Genomic DNA, 15,363 nt, shown 5'->3' on the forward strand with positions numbered 1-15,363 from the left:
CTCACAGCTCGAAGGATTCGTGGTGGATACGGCGATCGGGAACTCCCGCGGCGCGCAGCTCCTCGTACAGGTCGCGTGCGAACCCGTGCGGGCCGCAGAGGTAGACGTCGTGCTCGGCCAGGTCGGGCAGGGCCGCCCGCAGCGACTCGGCGGTGATACGCGGTCGTTGGCCCCCGGGGCCGTTGAGCAGGTAGTGCAGCCGGGCCCCGCGCCAGCGCGCGACGGCCTCCAACTCCCCGCCCAGCGCGAGGTCTTCGACCGTGTGCGCCCGGTACAGGAGGGTCACCTCACCCGGCAGCGTCTCGAACAGTGCCCGCAGCGGGGTGATGCCGACGCCGGCGGCGATCAGCAGCGACTTCGGCGAGGTCTGCCGGTCCCCGGTCAGCGAGCCGTACGGCCCCTCCGCCCACACCCGGGTGCCGGGCCGCAGCAGCGCGACGGCCGCGCTGTGGTCGCCGAGCGCCTTGACCGTGATCCGCATCCGGTCGCGACGCGGCGGCGCCGACAGCGAGTACGGCGTCGACGTCCAGCCCATGCCCTCGCCGAGGAACCGCCAGCGGAAGAACTGACCCGCCCGCGCGTCCAGTTCGTCCAGCCACCGGCCGCGTATGACGACCGAGTACACGCCCGGCGCCTCCTGGTGCACGGACTCCACCCGCAGCCGGTGCCGCAGGTTCAGCCGCACCGGCGCGAGGAGCCGGAACCACAGCACCAGGGCCGCGACACCGAGGTAGAGCACGTACCAGGCCGCCGTGGCCGCGGTGTTGCCGTTGAAGTCGTTCCCGAGGGCCAGCTGGTGGCCGAAGGCGAGGAACACGGCGGCGTACGTGAGGAGATGGACGTAGTACCAGAACTCGTGGCTGGTCCGACGGCGTACCGCCCGTGCCGAGGTGACGCCGACGGCGAGGAGGATCACCGTGCCGGCGGTGGCCTTGAGCATCTCGGGATAGTCCAGGACCACCGTGACGGTCTCGTGCCACAGCGAGGCGCCGTCCTGAGCCGCGTACCCGGAGAGGATCAGCCCGATGTGCGCGAGCAGCAGGCAGACGGTGTAGCGGCCGGCCATCGCGTGCCAGCGGGCCACCCGGTCCGAGCCGACCCGCCGCTCCAGGAGCGGGACCCGTGCCATCAGACCCACCAGCACCGCGCAGGCGTACCCGCACAGCAACCCGGCGATCCGCCCGGCGCCGGTCAGCCATCCGGCCGTACCGACCACGGAACCGGTGTCCGCCCACCACAGCGCGAGCACGGCCGCCGCCCCGGCCCACAGGAGGGCGAGCACGGCACCCGCGGGGGAGCGTCGCGCGGGCGGCGCCACGGCCGGTGCGGCCCGCCGCTCGGAGACTGTGGTCATATGAGCGTCCTTTCGTCTGTACGGGACGCAACTGTGCAAGGGGAACTTCTCAGGACCCTCTGAAAGGGCACCCCGCAGAGCGCACTCAGAGGAAACTCAGAGCTTCCCCGGGCCCCCGCCGCCCCGGTCAGGGGTGATCCTGGAGAGGTCATGAACACCGCACGCTCCGGCCGCCCCGCTCTCACCCGCCCCGACGGCACCCCGCTGCGGGTCCTCGTCGTCGACGACGACCCTGACCTCGCCGAGGTCCTCTCCGGCGCCCTGCGCTACGAGGGCTGGCAGGTCCGCACGGCCGGCGACGGCGCCTCGGCGGTGGCCGCGGCCCGGGAGCTGCTGCCCGACGCCGTCGTCCTGGACGTGATGCTCCCGGACACCGACGGCTTCGCGGTCCTGCGCGCCCTGCACACCGTGAAGGCGGACGTGTGCGTGCTCTTCCTGACCGCCCGGGACGCGGTCGAGGACCGCATCAAGGGCATCACGGCGGGCGGCGACGACTACGTCACCAAGCCCTTCAGCCTGGAGGAGGTCGTCGCCCGGCTGCGCGGGCTGCTGCGCCGCGCGGGCATGGCCCGGCAGCTCGACGAGGGTCCCCGGCTGACCGTCGGCGACCTGGTCATGGACGAGGAGGCCCGCGAGGTCGCCCGGGGCGGCGAGCTGATCGAACTCTCGCCGACCGAGTTCGAGCTGCTGCGCTTCCTCATGCGCAACCCGCGGCGCGTGCTCAGCAAGGCGCAGATCCTCGACCGGGTGTGGTCCTACGACTTCGGCGGCCGCGCCCATGTCGTCGAGCTGTACATCTCGTATCTGCGCAAGAAGGTGGACGCGGGCCGCGAGCCGATGATCCACACCGTGCGCGGGGCGGGGTACGTGATCAAACCGGTGACGCCATGAGAAGCCTGCGGCCCCACACGCTGCGGGCCCGGCTCACCCTCGGGCTCCTGGTGCTCCTCGCGGTGAGCTGTGCCGCCGTCGGGCTGGCCGCCGTCGTGGAGCTGAACGGCTTTCTCACCAGCCGGCTCGACGAGCAGCTGACCGAGGCCGGGAACAGGTTCGCGGTCAGCCTGGAGCACAAGCAGGAGCTGCCGAAGGACGACCACGACGGTGACGAGCGCGCCGACACCCGCCGGCAGGCCTCGGGCACGTTCGGCGCCCGGCTGGTGGACGGCACGGTCACCAACGCCGCGGTGGTCCGCCCCACCGGCACCCTGAACGTCGGCCTGACCGCCGCCGACCGGGAGCGGCTCGCGGCCGTCCCGGCCGACGGCCGGGGTCACAGCGTCGGCCTCTCCACCCTGGGGGAGTACCGGGCGATCGCCACCCGGGGGCTGGACGGCGACGTCCTGATCACGGGGATGCCCCTGGAGCCCGTCGAGGCCGCCGTTCACCGCCTGGAGCTGGTCGCCGGGATCGTCTTCGGCGCCGCCCTCACCGCCGCCGGTGTCGCGGGCGCCCTGTGGGTGCGCTGGTCCCTGCGCCCGCTCAGCCGGGTCGCCGCGACCGCCACCCGGGTCAGCGAACTCCCGCTGGCCAGCGGCGAGGTGGCCCTTCCGCCCCGCGCCCCCGAGTCCGACCCGCGCGGCGAGGTGGGCCGCGTCGCCGGCGCCTTCAACCGCATGCTCGGCCATGTCGAGGACGCCCTCACCAAACGCCACGCCAGCGAGGAACGGCTGCGCAGCTTCGCCGCCGACGCCAGCCACGAACTGCGCACCCCGGTCGCCTCGGTACGCGGCCACGCCGAACTCGCCCTGCTGCACCCCGGCCCGCTGCCGCCGGAGATCACCCGGGCCCTGCAACGCATCGCCGCCGAGTCGACCCGCATGGGCGCGATGGTCGACGACCTGCTCCTGCTGGCCCGCCTGGACGCGGGCCGCCCCCTGGAGACCGCCCCCGTCGACCTGACCCGGCTGGTCCTCGACGCCCTCACGGACGCGCGGGCCACGGGTTCCGGTCATCGCTGGGAACTGGACCTCCCCGAGGACCCGGTCACGGTGACGGGCGACGCACACCGCCTCCATCAGGTCCTGGCCAACCTGCTGTCCAACGCCCGGCTGCACACCCCTGCCGGCACCAAGGTGACGGTGACCCTGGAGACCGACGGCACCACGGCGTCGTTGAAGGTCCACGACGACGGCCCCGGCATCCCCGAGGACATCCAGTCGGGCGTCTTCGAACGCTTCACCCGCGCCGACCGCAGCACCAAGGCGGAGACCGGCGGCGCGGGCCTGGGGCTGTCGATCGTGGCGGCGGTGGTGGAGGCGCACGGAGGGAGCGTGACGGTGGAGAGCGAGCCGGGCTCGACGACCTTCACCGTCCGGATCGCCAAGGCGTGAATCAGACCTCGGACGGCGGCAACGGCAAGGGCAGCCCCGGCAGGCCGTCCAGGCTCGTGGCGATGTGCTCCTTCTTGGTGAAGTACTCGCTGAGCGAGGCGTCGTCCTCGCGCGCGAACCGCTTGCCGTGCAGCTCGCGGTCGCCCTCGTACGCCATGTACGGCACCGCGTAACCGCAGGAGTCGCGGACCACTTCGGCCGTCACGACGACGATCGCCCGCAGTCCGTGCGCGGTCGGGTCGATGTCCGGGAAGCGGGAGAGCAGTTCCCTGAAGCGCGGGTCGTCCCGGAAGACGGGCTCACCGCGCCCGTGCACCCGGACGATGTTCGGCGGCCCCTGGAACGCGCACCACATGAGGGTGATCCTGCCGTTCTCCCGCAGATGCGCGACCGTCTCGGCGTTGGAGCCCGCGAAGTCGAGGTAGGCCACGGTGAGTTCGTCGAGGATCGCGAAGGAGCCCCGCAGTCCCTTGGGGGAGAGGTTGACCGTGCCGTCGCCGGACAGGGGCGCGGTCGCGGTGAAGAAGAGGGGCTGCGCCTCGATGAAGGAGCGGAGCCGGCCGTCTATGCGCTCATAGGTCTTTCCCATGTCCAGGCATTATGGGCGCAGACCTTTCGCCTGTCTAAGGAATTCGGGCGTCCCCTTGCGGGAGGACGCCCGTGGCCGCCCCGGCCGGCGCTCACACGGGGCGGCCACAGCGCCTGTCACGTCACTGGGTGAGCGTGCAGGCGGCCAGGGAGTCGAGGCCCTGCGGCTTCTCCGCGGTACGGCCGATGGAGATCGCGATGCGGTCGATGGTCGACTTCCGCTTGTCGGCCAGCGGGCCGAGGATCGCGTTCTGGACGAAGTTCTGACCGCCCTGGCCGACGGTGTCGACGAGCCGCTTGTTCGCCTCGGCGAGCTGCGTGTCGAGCAGCGCCAGGTTGCGGTCCACCTCGGCCTGTGCGGTGGCGGGGATCGCCGGCAGCTGCGAGGCCACGTCCGGGCAGGAGATGGCGCCGGTTCCGGCCGCCTCGCCCGCGTCGCCCGCGCCCTGCGCGTTCCCGGTGTCCTCGGCGCCGCCGGCCGCCTCCGAGGCCGCCTCGCTCGGCGTGGCCCCCGCCTCCGCGCCGGCCCCGGCCTCAGCGCCCGCGCCCGCCTCCTCGCCCGTGCCGGCGGCACCGCCGGCGTTGAGGGTGCAGGGGGCCAGGGCGTCGAGGCCCTGCGGCTTGTCGGCCGTACGGCCGATGGCGGTGGCGATGCGGTTGACCGTGGCGATCCGCTTGTCCTCCAGCGGGCCGAGGATCGCGTTCTGGACGAAGTTCTTGCCGCCCTGGCCGACGGTGTCGACGAGCCGCTTGTTGGCCTCGTCGATCTGGGTCTGGAGCAGGGTCAGGTTGCGGTCGACCTCGGCCTGCGCGGTGGCCGGGATCTCCGGCAGCTGGGAGGCCACGTCCGGGCACGTGATGCTGCCGACGTCGGCCAGCGTGCGGGCGGTGGGGGTGGCGCTCTTGGAGGTCTCCCCGGCGAGGGCCGTACCGGCGACGATCGCCCCGGTCAGTGCCACGGCGGCGGCGCCGCCGATGATCGCCACGCGGCGCTTGTTGTACTTAGGAAGAGCCCTGGACATGCGGATGCCTCACTCGGGGTCGGGAGTGGTCTTCGTTGACAAACGCGGCGCCTGCGTTCGGCGGGAAGTACGGGCAAGCGGTTTCCCGTGTTCAAAGGGAGCGCAAATTCCTTGCCGCCCGGACCCCGGATTGACGAATCATGCAGGACTCTGCATAATCATGCATAACGTTGAGTGCAGCCGTGAGGAGCAACGCAAGTGAGCAGCAACAGCGGTGACGTCCGGCTCTGGGGCGGCCGTTTCGCCGACGGTCCCGCCGAGGCCCTGGCCAAGCTGTCCGCGTCCGTCCACTTCGACTGGCGGCTCGCGCCGTACGACATCGCCGGTTCGCGTGCCCACGCGCGCGTGCTGCACAACGCGGGACTGCTGAGCGAGGACGAGCTCCAGCGCATGCACGCGGGGCTCGACCAGCTCGAAGCCGACGTGGCCGACGGTTCCTTCGTGGGCACGATCGCCGACGAGGACTGCCACACGGCCCTGGAGCGGGGCCTGCTGGAGCGGGTCGGCCCCGACCTCGGCGGCAAGCTGCGCGCCGGCCGCTCGCGCAACGACCAGATCGCGACCCTCTTCCGCATGTACCTGCGGGACCACGCCCGCATCATTGGCGGCCTGATCGCCGAGCTCCAGGACGCGCTGGTCGGCCTGGCGGAGGCCCACCCGGACGTGGCGATGCCCGGCCGCACCCACCTCCAGCACGCCCAGCCGGTCCTGTTCGCCCACCACGTCCTGGCCCACGTCCAGTCCCTGTCCCGGGACGCGGAGCGGCTGCGCCAGTGGGACGAGCGCACGGCCGTCTCGCCGTACGGCTCGGGCGCACTGGCCGGTTCCTCCCTGGGCCTGGACCCGGAGGCGGTCGCGAAGGACCTCGGCTTCGAGCACGGCAGCGTCGGCAACTCCATCGACGGCACGGCCTCCCGTGACTTCGCCGCCGAGTTCGCCTTCATCACCGCGATGATCGGCGTCAACCTCTCCCGGATCGCCGAGGAGATCATCATCTGGAACACGAAGGAGTTCTCCTTCGTGACCCTGCACGACGCGTTCTCCACCGGCTCGTCGATCATGCCGCAGAAGAAGAACCCGGACATCGCGGAGCTGGCCCGTGGCAAGTCCGGCCGTCTGATCGGCAACCTGACGGGTCTGATGGCGACTTTGAAGGCCCTGCCCCTCGCCTACAACCGCGATCTCCAGGAGGACAAGGAGCCGGTCTTCGACTCCTGCGACCAGTTGGAGGTCCTGCTCCCCGCCTTCACCGGCATGATGGCGACCCTCACCGTCAACCGCGAGCGCATGGAGGAACTGGCCCCGGCCGGCTTCTCCCTCGCCACCGACATCGCCGAGTGGCTGGTCAAGCAGGGCGTCCCCTTCCGTGTGGCCCACGAGGTGGCGGGCGAGTGCGTCAAGGCGGCGGAGGCCGAGGGCAAGGAACTGAGCGACCTGACGGACGATCAGTTCGCCAAGATCTCCGCCCACCTGACCCCGGAGGTCCGCACGGTCCTCAACGTCCCGGGCGCGCTCGCTTCCCGCAACGCCAGGGGCGGCACGGCTCCGAGCGCGGTGGTGGTCCAGCTGGCGGAAGTGAAGGCGGACGTGGCAGCACAGCACAAGTGGGCGGAGGCGAAGCGCCCGTAGGGGCAAGCCGCAACGGACCCGCACCCGCCAACAAGCCAGTACCCACCGAGCTCTTGGGCGCGCGGTTCCTTCACCGAAGGTCATCGCGGGTTACGTTGGTCGGAAGCCGTACCGGACCCGACCGAACGGAGCCCGTGATGCCCTTCGCCCGACTGGCCGCAGCGACAACCCCCACCTGCCACATCGGACTCGGCCTCGCCGCCGTCGGACGCCCCGGCTACATCAACCTCGGCCGAGACGAAGACCTCGGAGACGACCGCAGCGTGGAGAGCCTCCGCACCCGCACCCACGAACTCCTCGACGCCGCCTACTTCCAAGGCGTCCGCTACTTCGACGTGGCCCGCTCCTACGGCCGCTCCGAGGAGTTCCTCGCGGACTGGCTCGACAAGAACCCCGGCATCGACGATGTGGTCGTCGGCAGCAAATGGGGCTACACCTACACCGCCGACTGGACCACCGACGCCGAGCGCCACGAGGTCAAGGACCACAGCGTCCAGACCTACGACCGCCAGCGCGGCGAATCCGCCGAACTGCTCGGCGACCGCCTCGACCTCTACCAGATCCACTCGGTGACCCCGGACAGCCCGGCCCTCACCGACAAGGAACTCCACGCGAGGCTCGCCGAGGCGGCCGCCCAGGGCACCTCGATCGGCTTCTCCACCAGCGGCCCCGCCCAGGCGGACGCGATCCGCGCCGCCCTCGCCGTGACGGTCGACGGCGAGCCGCTCTTCCGTACCGTCCAGTCGACGTACAACGCCCTGGAGACCTCGGCCGCCCCCGCCCTCGCCGAGGCCCACGACGCGGGCCTCACGGTGATCGTCAAGGAGGGCATGGCCAACGGCAGGCTCGCCGAACCGCACGCCCCGGACGCCCTGAAGGCCGTAGCGGCGGAAACCTCCCTGGGCTGTGACGCCGTGGCCCTCGCGCTCGTCCTCCGTCAGCCCTGGGCCGGAGTCGTCCTCTCGGGGGCCGCCACCACCGTCCAGCTCGCGTCCAACCTGCACGCGGCCGTCGTGGACCTCGACGACGAGCAGCTGTCCCGGCTGGCAGGGCTGGCGGAGGAGCCGGGCACGTACTGGGAGCGCCGCGGCCGACTGCCCTGGCACTGACGAGCTCTCGGTTCGGCGGTCGCCCATGAGACATCTATGGCCGTCGTGAGACATGAATGTCTCACATGGTCTATAGTCGTCTCATGGCTGTCGACCGTGACCATGTGCTGCGCAGTGCCGCGGCCCTGCTGACCCGCCGATCCACCGCGACCATGGACGAGGTCGCCAAGTCCGCCGGGATCAGCCGGGCCACGCTGCACCGCCACTTCGCCGGACGCGACGCGCTCGTACGGGCACTGGAGTCGCTCGGCATCGAGGAGTGCGAGAAGGCGCTCGACGCCGCCCGCCTGGACGAGGGGCCGGCGAGCGAAGCCGTACGGCGCCTGGTCCGCGAGGCCGAACCCGCGGCCGGACTCCTCGCCTTCCTCTACACGGAGAACCAGCTCTTCGAGGGCGAGGAGCAGCACGACGGCTGGGCCCGGATCGACGCCCGCATCTCCGCACTGTTCCGGCGCGGCCAGCAGGACGGCGAGTTCCGCATCGACCTCACGCCCGTCTGGCTCACCGAGGCCCTGTTCGGCCTGCTCGCCTCCGCCGTCTGGCTGCTCCAGAGCGGCAAGGGCGCCCCCAAGGACTTCCACCACATGACCGTCGAGCTGCTGCTCGGCGGCGCACTGCGGCATTCCGTACGACCGATAGAGGAATCATGACCAGCACCCTGCAGCCGGCGACCGCGACCGAGGCGGTGAAGCGTCCCGGCCGTTGGCTCGCGCTGTCCGTCCTGGTGCTCGCCGTGCTGCTGGTGGCCGTCGACGCGACCGTCCTCGGCCTCGCGACCCCGTACATCAGCGAGGACCTCGAGCCGACCGGCACCCAGCTCCTGTGGATCGGTGACGTCTACTCGTTCGTCATCGCGGGCCTGCTGGTGTCGATGGGCAGCCTCGGCGACCGCATCGGCCGCAAACGGATCCTGCTGCTGGGCGCGACGGCGTTCGGCGCGATATCGATCCTCAACGCCTATGCGACGACACCGGAGTTGTTGATCCTGGCGCGGGCGCTGCTCGGCGTCGCGGGCGCGACCCTGATGCCCGCCACCCTGGCCCTGATCCGCAACATCTTCCACGACCCGCGCGAACGCAGCCTCGCCGTCGGCATCTGGGGCGCGGCCGCCTCCGCCGGTACGGCGATCGGCCCCATCGTCGGCGGCTTCCTCCTCGAACACTTCTGGTGGGGCTCGGTCTTCCTGATCAACCTGCCCGTGATGGCGGTCCTCGTTCTCGTCGGCATCAGGTTCCTGCCCGAGTCCCGCAACCCGAACCCGGGCCCCTGGGACATGGCCAGCGTCGCACTGTCCCTGGTCGGCATGATCGGAGTGGTCTACGCCGTCAAGGAGACCGCCGCGCACGGCATCACGTGGCAGCCGGTCGTCGCGGGAGTCCTCGGAGCGGCGGCCCTGTACGCCTTCGTCCGCCGCCAGCTCACCCTCCCCGCGCCCCTGCTGGACATGCGCCTCTTCCGCAACCACGGATTCAGCGGCGCCGTCCTGGCCGACCTCCTGACCATCCTCGGCCTCTCCGGGCTGGTCTTCTTCCTGTCCCAGTACCTGCAACTCGTCCAGGGCAGAGGCCCGTTGGAGGCGGGTCTGGCCGAACTCCCGGCGGCGGTGGGCGCGGTGGCGGCGGGCCTGGTCGCGGGCACGATGGCCCGCCGTTACTCGGTGCGCGCGGTCGTCTCAGGAGGCCTGGCGGCCATCGGCGTGGCCCTGGCGGCCCTGACCCTGCTCGACCAGTCCACGGGTTACCCCCTGTTGGGCGCCGCCCTGCTGGTGGTCGGCGTGGGTGCGGGCTTCTCCTTCACGGTGACCGCCGACGTGATCCTGTCGAGCGTCCCCAAGGACCAGGCGGGCTCGGCATCGGCGGTGTCCGAGACGGCGTACGAACTGGGCGCGGCCCTGGGCATCGCGGTACTGGGCTCGATCGTGACGGGCGTCTACCGGGACTTCGCGGCCCCCGCGGGCACGCCGGAAGGGGCGCGCGAGTCCCTGGGCGGCGCGGTGGAGGCAGCGTCCGCCCTGCCGACGAACACGGCTCAGGACTTGCTGTCGTCAGCTCGTGAGGCCTTCGTGGACGGCCTCACCATCGCCGCGGGCGCGGGGGCGGCGGTCCTGCTCGCGACCGCGGTAGCGGCCTGGTTCATGCTGAGGGACCAACGGCTCGACAGGGGTTTCTAGGCGCACGGGCCGTGTCGAGGTGCGGCTCCGCCGCTCCTAGGCAGCCTTCGCCTTGGTGGCGTACATGTCCACGTACTCCTGCCCGGACAGCTGCATGACCTCGGTCATCACGGAGTCCGTCACGGCCCGCAGCACGTACCGGTCCCGGTCCATGCCCTCGTACCGCGAGAACTCCATCGCCTCACCGAAGCGAACCGTGACCCGCCCCGGGCGGGGCATCCCCGCACCCCCGGGCTGCAACTTGTCCGTGCCGATCATCGCGAAGGGAACCACCGGGGCCCCCGTCATGAGCGTCAGACGGGCGATACCGGTGCGTCCCCGGTAGAGCCGGCCGTCGGGCGATCGCGTTCCCTCGGGGTAGATCCCGAAGACCTTGCCCTCCTCCAGCACCCGTCGGCCGGTCATCAGCGCGGCGACTCCACCGCGGCCGCCGTCGCGGTCCACCGGGATCATGCCGACACCGGTGAAGAACCAGGCCATGAGCCGGCCCTTGAGGGTCTTGCCGGTGACGTACTCGTCCTTGCCGATGAAGAACACCTGCCGGTCGCACACCAGAGGAAGGATCATCGAGTCGATGAAGGTGAGGTGGTTGCCGGCCAGGATGACGGGACCGTCACCCGGGATGTGCTCCGCGCCCTCCACCTGTGGGCGGAACATCAGGCGCATGATCGGTCCGAGCACTGCCTTGATGAGCGCGAAGCGGGACAACGGGCCCTCCGGTGTCAAGAGAACGGCCAGGGAAACTGTATGAGTCTGTGCAGGTGAGGACATTACTCGCGGCTCGGGGGATCGTGCACATCGAGCGCCCGCGGTTCACCGAGGTCTTACGCACTGTTGACACTCGTTTACCTGCGGATGGACCGCGTTGCCTCCCGGAAACCCGGGCGGAACGGTGTGACGGAGGTCGCCCCGAACGACGCGTACCCCGCCCTCCGCTCCCGAAGCCGACGAGTCGTCAGACATCTGTTCCCATGCGACATCCCACGTCACCCGCGTGTTCCGCCGGAGGTCTCCCGTCCGTCATGGACACGCACCTACGATCGGCCCGCATCGAAGAGGCGACGGCAGGAGGGGTCCCCATGGGATCGCAGGACGAGCACACGGACGGCACCGGGCGGCGGGCACTTCTCGGGGCCGCCATGTTCGGCGCCGGGGGAGCGGTCCTGGGCCTGCCCGGTACCGCGAGAGCCGCCGGGGCCGGTTCCGCCGGGCACGGCGGCGGGTTGAAGAGCCTGCCCGTGCCGACGGTCATCGGTCACCGGGGCGCCAGCGGCTACCGCCCCGAGCACACCTTCGGCTCCTACCAGCTCGCCCTCGACCTGGGCGCCGACATCGTCGAGGCCGGCGACCTCGTCCCCACCAGGGACGGTCACCTGGTCTGCCGCCACGAGCCGGAGATCGGCGGCACCACGAACGTCGCCGACCATCCCGAGTTCGCCGGCCGCAGGACCACCAAGGTCCTCGACGGCGTCTCCACGACCGGCTGGTTCACCGAGGACTTCACGCTCGCCGAGCTCAAGACGCTCCGCGCGATCGAGCGCATCCCGGCCAACCGCCCGCACAACACGCTCTACAACGGCCGCTGGGACATCCCCACCTTCGAGGAAGTCCTGAAGTGGCAGGACGAGCAGACCCGCAAGCGCGGCAAGCAGGTCTGGATCTACCCCGAGACCAAGCACCCCACCTACTTCCGGGGGCTCGGCCTCGGCCTCGAGGAGCGGGTCGCGAAGCTCCTGCACCAGCACGGCAAGGACAAGCGGAACTCCCCGGTCATCCTGCAGTCCTTCGAGCCGACCAGCATCCAGCGCCTGAACAAGCTGGTCGACAACCCCCTGGTGGTGCTCCTGTCCGCGGCGAACACCCGGCCCTGGGACCTCGTCGAGAAGGGCGACCCGCGCACTGTCGCCGACCTGATCACGCCCAAGGGCCTCAGGGAGATCGCCGGCTATGCCCAGGGCATCGGCCCGACCCTCGACCTGGTCATCACGAAGAAGGCGGACGGCACCCTCGACAAGGAGACGACCCTCGTCGCCGACGCCCACAAGGTCGGGCTGATCCTGCACCCCTACACCATGCGCAACGAGAACCCCTTCCTGCCGGCGGAGTACCGCAGGGGCACGGACGCGGACGCCTTCGGCGACGCCTTCGGCGCGTTCAAGAGGTACTTCGCCACCGGCATCGACGGCGTCTTCACCGACAACGCGGACACGGGCGTCCTCGCCCGCGCGGACTTCGTCAACGGCTGAGCCACCGTGCCCCGATCGGGGTGACTTTCCGCCGCCCGGGCAACCCAATGCCCGGGCGGCCGTGTCGTACCGCATATGACGCACGACTTGGTCACCACCCTGCGGCCACTGCTGACCGCCGAGGCCTCCGCGGAGGCACATGCCACCGGTACGGAACCGGCCGATCTGGAGCAGGCGGTGTGGCTCCGCCTGCTGGAGCATCTGGAGACCCAGGGCCCGCCCCTCGACCCGCCCGGCTGGCTCCGCCACGCCGTCCGTTCCGAGTCCCGCCGCAGCCGTCTTACCGCCCGCCTGGAACGGCCGTACGACACCGAACCCGCGGCCGACGACGACCGCACCCCCGAACAGCTCACCCTCGCGGCGGCCCGCCGCCGGGCCCTGCACGACGCGGTGCGCCGACTGCCCGGCCGCTGCCCCTCCCTCATGGCGGCCCTCCTCTCCCCGCGGGACCTGACCTACCGGGAGATCGCGGGGGAGTTGGGTATCTCACAGGGCAGTCTCGGTCCGGAACGTTCCAGATGCCTGGGATGTCTTCGCAGATTGCTCACACCGGAGGTTGCGACACACCGGGGGCGGGGATAGGAGTGGGGGACAACAGGCGATCAGGTGAGCGGGAGGCGTGCGCACATGGGCATGAGCGTGACCATCTCTGCGGCGGCCGAGCAGGACGCGGAGCAGATCTTCAGGCTGCAGTACCTGTGCTTCCAGAGTGAGGCGGCGCTGTACGGCAACTACCGCATCGATCCGCTCGTCCAGAGCCTGGACTCGGTCCGCGCGGAGGTGGTCGCGGACTGCGTCTTCGTGGCCCGCCTGGGCGAAGAGGTGGTCGGCTCGGTCCGCGGCCACGTCACCGAGGACGGCTCGGCCGCCATCGGCAAACTCTGCGTCCACCCCCGCCTCCAGGGCCACGGCATCGGCGCCCGCCTTCTCCGGGCGGCCGAAGCCGCCCTGGCGGAGGAGCGCGGCGCCACCAGCTTCCGCCTCTTCACCGGCCACCGCAGTGAGGGCAACCTCCGCCTCTACCGCAAGGTCGGCTACCAGACGGTGGGCACGTCGGAGGGCGCGGACGGAGTACCGATGATCGTCCTGGAGAAGCCGGCCGGCACATATGCGGCAACGGCTTGAGGGCTTTAGCTTTTAGGGGCGCGGGGCTGTATTGATCTGCGGCTCCGCCGCGTGGGCGCGACCCGCCACAACGGACCGGATGCCGCCAGACGAACCTCAGGCGGCATCCCCGTTCGGCGCACCCTTCCGCAGCCAATAGATCGCCGACAACGGAAGCAACACGGGGATAAAGAGGTACCCGATCCCGAAGTCCGACCACACGGTCGCATCCGGAAACGCCGACGGCTCCACCAACGTCCAGGTGCCCACGGTCAGCACACCCAGCAGCTCAACCACACAGCACACCAGCGCCGCCTTACGGGCCGTCTCACCACCGCGCACCAGCGAGTACGTGATGAAGCCGTACACGACACCCGCGACGGCGGACAGCGAATAGGCCAGCGGCGCCCGGTCGAACTCCGTGGAGATCTGCACGGCGGACCGAGACACCGCCCCGACGACCATCACCCCGTACAGCCAGACGAGCAGCGTCCCCGGCCCACTGGTCAGCCGTCGCCGACTCACGTCAGCCTCCCCAGATGTCATAGAGCCGCACCTCCAGAACGGCCAGCACCACACCGCCGGCCGCAACCGTCACCGATCCCCACCGCGTCCGCTCCGTGAGCGACATGATCCCCGCCGCCGGCACACACGCGAACGCCCCCAGCAGATAGGCGACGAAGATCGTCGTTCCCTGCTCGGGCTTCTCGCCCCGCGCGAGCTGCACGATCCCGATCACCAACTGGACCAGCGCCAGCACCGACACCACGGCCATCCCGATGAAGTGCCAGTCCTTGGTCGGCTGATCACGGTACGCGGCCCAGCCGCACCAGGCGGCCAGCAGCAGCGCGGCGACGCCGGTCACCAGCGTCAGGGCATCAAACATGCGGCGAGCCTATTACGGCCCAAAAGGCCTGATGCGGCCGCCCCCGCACGGCACCGTAGGGTCGACGGCATGAAGATCCCGGCGGAAGCCCTCCTGTTCGACAACGACGGAACCCTCGTGTCCTCTCTCGAATCCGTCCATCGCTGCTGGACGCGCTGGGCCGAGGAGTTCGGCATCACCGCCGACGAGTTCGCCCGTGTCGAACTGCATGGGCGACCGGCCGTCGAGATAGCCGCCGACCTGCTCCCCGCCGACGTCGTTCCGCAGGCTCTCGCGCGGATCGAGCAGCTGGAGGTGGAGGACGTGCCCAACGGCGGTGTCCATCTGCTCCCCGGCACCAGGGCCTTCCTCGACGCCCTGCCCGCCGACCGCTGGGCCGTCGTCACCTCCGCCACCCGCCGGCTCGCCGAGGCCCGACTCGAAGCGGTCGGCATCCTCCCCAAGACGCTGGTCGCCGCAGACGACGTCACCCGCGGCAAGCCGGACCCCGAGCCCTATCTGCTCGCCGCTCGCGAACTCGGCGTCGACCCGGCCCGTTGTGTCGTCTTCGAGGACGCCCCCGCGGGCCTGCGCGCCGGCCGGGCCGCCGGAATGACCACCGTGGCCTTGACCACAACTCATCAGGCCCACGAGCTCGACGCCGACCTGGTGGTCGAGAATCTGTCGGCCTTGTCGGCACTGGTCACCGGCGGGAACGTGCAGATCTCCGTCCGGTCCTGAAACGTGTCCACCGTTGTCCGTCATTCGGACAACGGGTTCTTGGTCGCTCCCATACGTCTGCTTTACTGATCGCATGACCACGACGAGCTGCCGCACCCTTGCGACCGAGGCGACCATGACGCCCGGTGCTCGTTGTATGTGTCGAATGTGCGCCTGTTAGAGGGCCCCCGCACCACCCCCCTGAGCTCGCGCCCCGAAGCGAGCC

General features: G+C 70.8%; 16 protein-coding genes. 10 read left to right on the forward strand and 6 right to left on the reverse strand.

Features of this window, described 5'->3' with window-relative positions; translation table 11 throughout:
* Nucleotide 1 precedes the first annotated feature (1 nt).
* Nucleotides 2-1,354, reverse strand: coding sequence for a ferredoxin reductase family protein (locus tag OG841_RS37645; protein ID WP_371568758.1), 1,353 nt, complete (start codon nucleotides 1,352-1,354; stop codon nucleotides 2-4).
* A gap of 150 nt (nucleotides 1,355-1,504) precedes the next feature.
* Between OG841_RS37645 and OG841_RS37650 the strand changes: the two genes are divergently transcribed.
* Both OG841_RS37650 and OG841_RS37655 read left to right on the forward strand, forming a co-directional pair.
* Nucleotides 1,505-2,245: a response regulator transcription factor gene (locus tag OG841_RS37650; protein WP_328637289.1), complete on the forward strand. Its 741-nt coding sequence runs from the start codon at nucleotides 1,505-1,507 to the stop codon at nucleotides 2,243-2,245.
* On the forward strand, nucleotides 2,242-3,684 hold the full coding sequence (locus OG841_RS37655; protein WP_328637288.1) for a sensor histidine kinase: 1,443 nt from the start codon (nucleotides 2,242-2,244) through the stop codon (nucleotides 3,682-3,684). The genes OG841_RS37650 and OG841_RS37655 overlap by 4 nt, the downstream gene beginning before the upstream one ends.
* A gap of 1 nt (nucleotide 3,685) precedes the next feature.
* Here OG841_RS37655 and OG841_RS37660 read toward each other — a convergent pair whose 3' ends face one another.
* Both OG841_RS37660 and OG841_RS37665 read right to left on the reverse strand, forming a co-directional pair.
* Entirely contained in the window at nucleotides 3,686-4,273 is a 588-nt protein-coding gene (locus OG841_RS37660) for a pyridoxamine 5'-phosphate oxidase family protein (RefSeq protein ID WP_328637287.1), read from the reverse strand.
* Between the two features lie 121 nt (nucleotides 4,274-4,394).
* Nucleotides 4,395-5,294: a hypothetical protein gene (locus tag OG841_RS37665; protein WP_328637286.1), complete on the reverse strand. Its 900-nt coding sequence runs from the start codon at nucleotides 5,292-5,294 to the stop codon at nucleotides 4,395-4,397.
* A gap of 198 nt (nucleotides 5,295-5,492) precedes the next feature.
* Here OG841_RS37665 and argH point away from each other — a divergent pair, with 198 nt between their 5' ends.
* The 4 genes from argH to OG841_RS37685 all read left to right on the forward strand — a co-directional run bounded on the left by argH (nucleotide 5,493) and on the right by OG841_RS37685 (nucleotide 10,202).
* Nucleotides 5,493-6,923: an argininosuccinate lyase gene (gene argH / locus OG841_RS37670; protein WP_328637285.1), complete on the forward strand. Its 1,431-nt coding sequence runs from the start codon at nucleotides 5,493-5,495 to the stop codon at nucleotides 6,921-6,923.
* A gap of 137 nt (nucleotides 6,924-7,060) precedes the next feature.
* Nucleotides 7,061-8,032: an aldo/keto reductase gene (locus OG841_RS37675; RefSeq protein WP_365120787.1), complete on the forward strand. Its 972-nt coding sequence runs from the start codon at nucleotides 7,061-7,063 to the stop codon at nucleotides 8,030-8,032.
* A gap of 83 nt (nucleotides 8,033-8,115) precedes the next feature.
* Nucleotides 8,116-8,682: a TetR/AcrR family transcriptional regulator gene (locus tag OG841_RS37680; RefSeq protein WP_328637283.1), complete on the forward strand. Its 567-nt coding sequence runs from the start codon at nucleotides 8,116-8,118 to the stop codon at nucleotides 8,680-8,682.
* Nucleotides 8,679-10,202, forward strand: coding sequence for an MFS transporter (locus OG841_RS37685; protein ID WP_328637282.1), 1,524 nt, complete (start codon nucleotides 8,679-8,681; stop codon nucleotides 10,200-10,202). The genes OG841_RS37680 and OG841_RS37685 overlap by 4 nt, the downstream gene beginning before the upstream one ends.
* A 36-nt stretch (nucleotides 10,203-10,238) precedes the next feature.
* On the opposite strand, the gene OG841_RS37690 is transcribed toward OG841_RS37685, so the two are convergent.
* A complete protein-coding gene (locus OG841_RS37690; RefSeq protein ID WP_328637281.1) occupies nucleotides 10,239-10,910 on the reverse strand; it encodes a lysophospholipid acyltransferase family protein in 672 nt (223 codons plus the stop codon).
* 371 nt (nucleotides 10,911-11,281) lie between these two features.
* Between OG841_RS37690 and OG841_RS37695 the strand changes: the two genes are divergently transcribed.
* The 3 genes from OG841_RS37695 to OG841_RS37705 all read left to right on the forward strand — a co-directional run bounded on the left by OG841_RS37695 (nucleotide 11,282) and on the right by OG841_RS37705 (nucleotide 13,573).
* A complete protein-coding gene (locus OG841_RS37695; RefSeq protein WP_328637280.1) occupies nucleotides 11,282-12,448 on the forward strand; it encodes a glycerophosphodiester phosphodiesterase in 1,167 nt (388 codons plus the stop codon).
* Between the two features lie 75 nt (nucleotides 12,449-12,523).
* Complete coding sequence (locus OG841_RS37700) at nucleotides 12,524-13,030, forward strand: sigma-70 family RNA polymerase sigma factor (RefSeq protein ID WP_328637279.1); 507 nt, start codon at nucleotides 12,524-12,526, stop codon at nucleotides 13,028-13,030.
* A gap of 45 nt (nucleotides 13,031-13,075) precedes the next feature.
* Nucleotides 13,076-13,573, forward strand: a complete 498-nt coding sequence (locus OG841_RS37705; protein WP_328637278.1) for a GNAT family N-acetyltransferase — start codon at nucleotides 13,076-13,078, stop codon at nucleotides 13,571-13,573.
* A 96-nt stretch (nucleotides 13,574-13,669) separates the two neighbouring features.
* Here the strand turns inward: OG841_RS37705 and OG841_RS37710 are convergent, their stop codons facing one another.
* Nucleotides 13,670-14,098: a hypothetical protein gene (locus OG841_RS37710; protein ID WP_266526156.1), complete on the reverse strand. Its 429-nt coding sequence runs from the start codon at nucleotides 14,096-14,098 to the stop codon at nucleotides 13,670-13,672.
* Entirely contained in the window at nucleotides 14,079-14,438 is a 360-nt protein-coding gene (locus OG841_RS37715; RefSeq protein WP_057614223.1) for a hypothetical protein, read from the reverse strand. The genes OG841_RS37710 and OG841_RS37715 overlap by 20 nt, the downstream gene beginning before the upstream one ends.
* A 69-nt stretch (nucleotides 14,439-14,507) precedes the next feature.
* Here OG841_RS37715 and OG841_RS37720 point away from each other — a divergent pair, with 69 nt between their 5' ends.
* A complete protein-coding gene (locus tag OG841_RS37720) occupies nucleotides 14,508-15,158 on the forward strand; it encodes an HAD family hydrolase (protein WP_328637277.1) in 651 nt (216 codons plus the stop codon).
* Nucleotides 15,159-15,363 lie beyond the last annotated feature (205 nt).

The organism is Streptomyces canus, from assembly GCF_041435015.1.
GTDB lineage: Bacteria > Actinomycetota > Actinomycetes > Streptomycetales > Streptomycetaceae > Streptomyces > Streptomyces canus_G.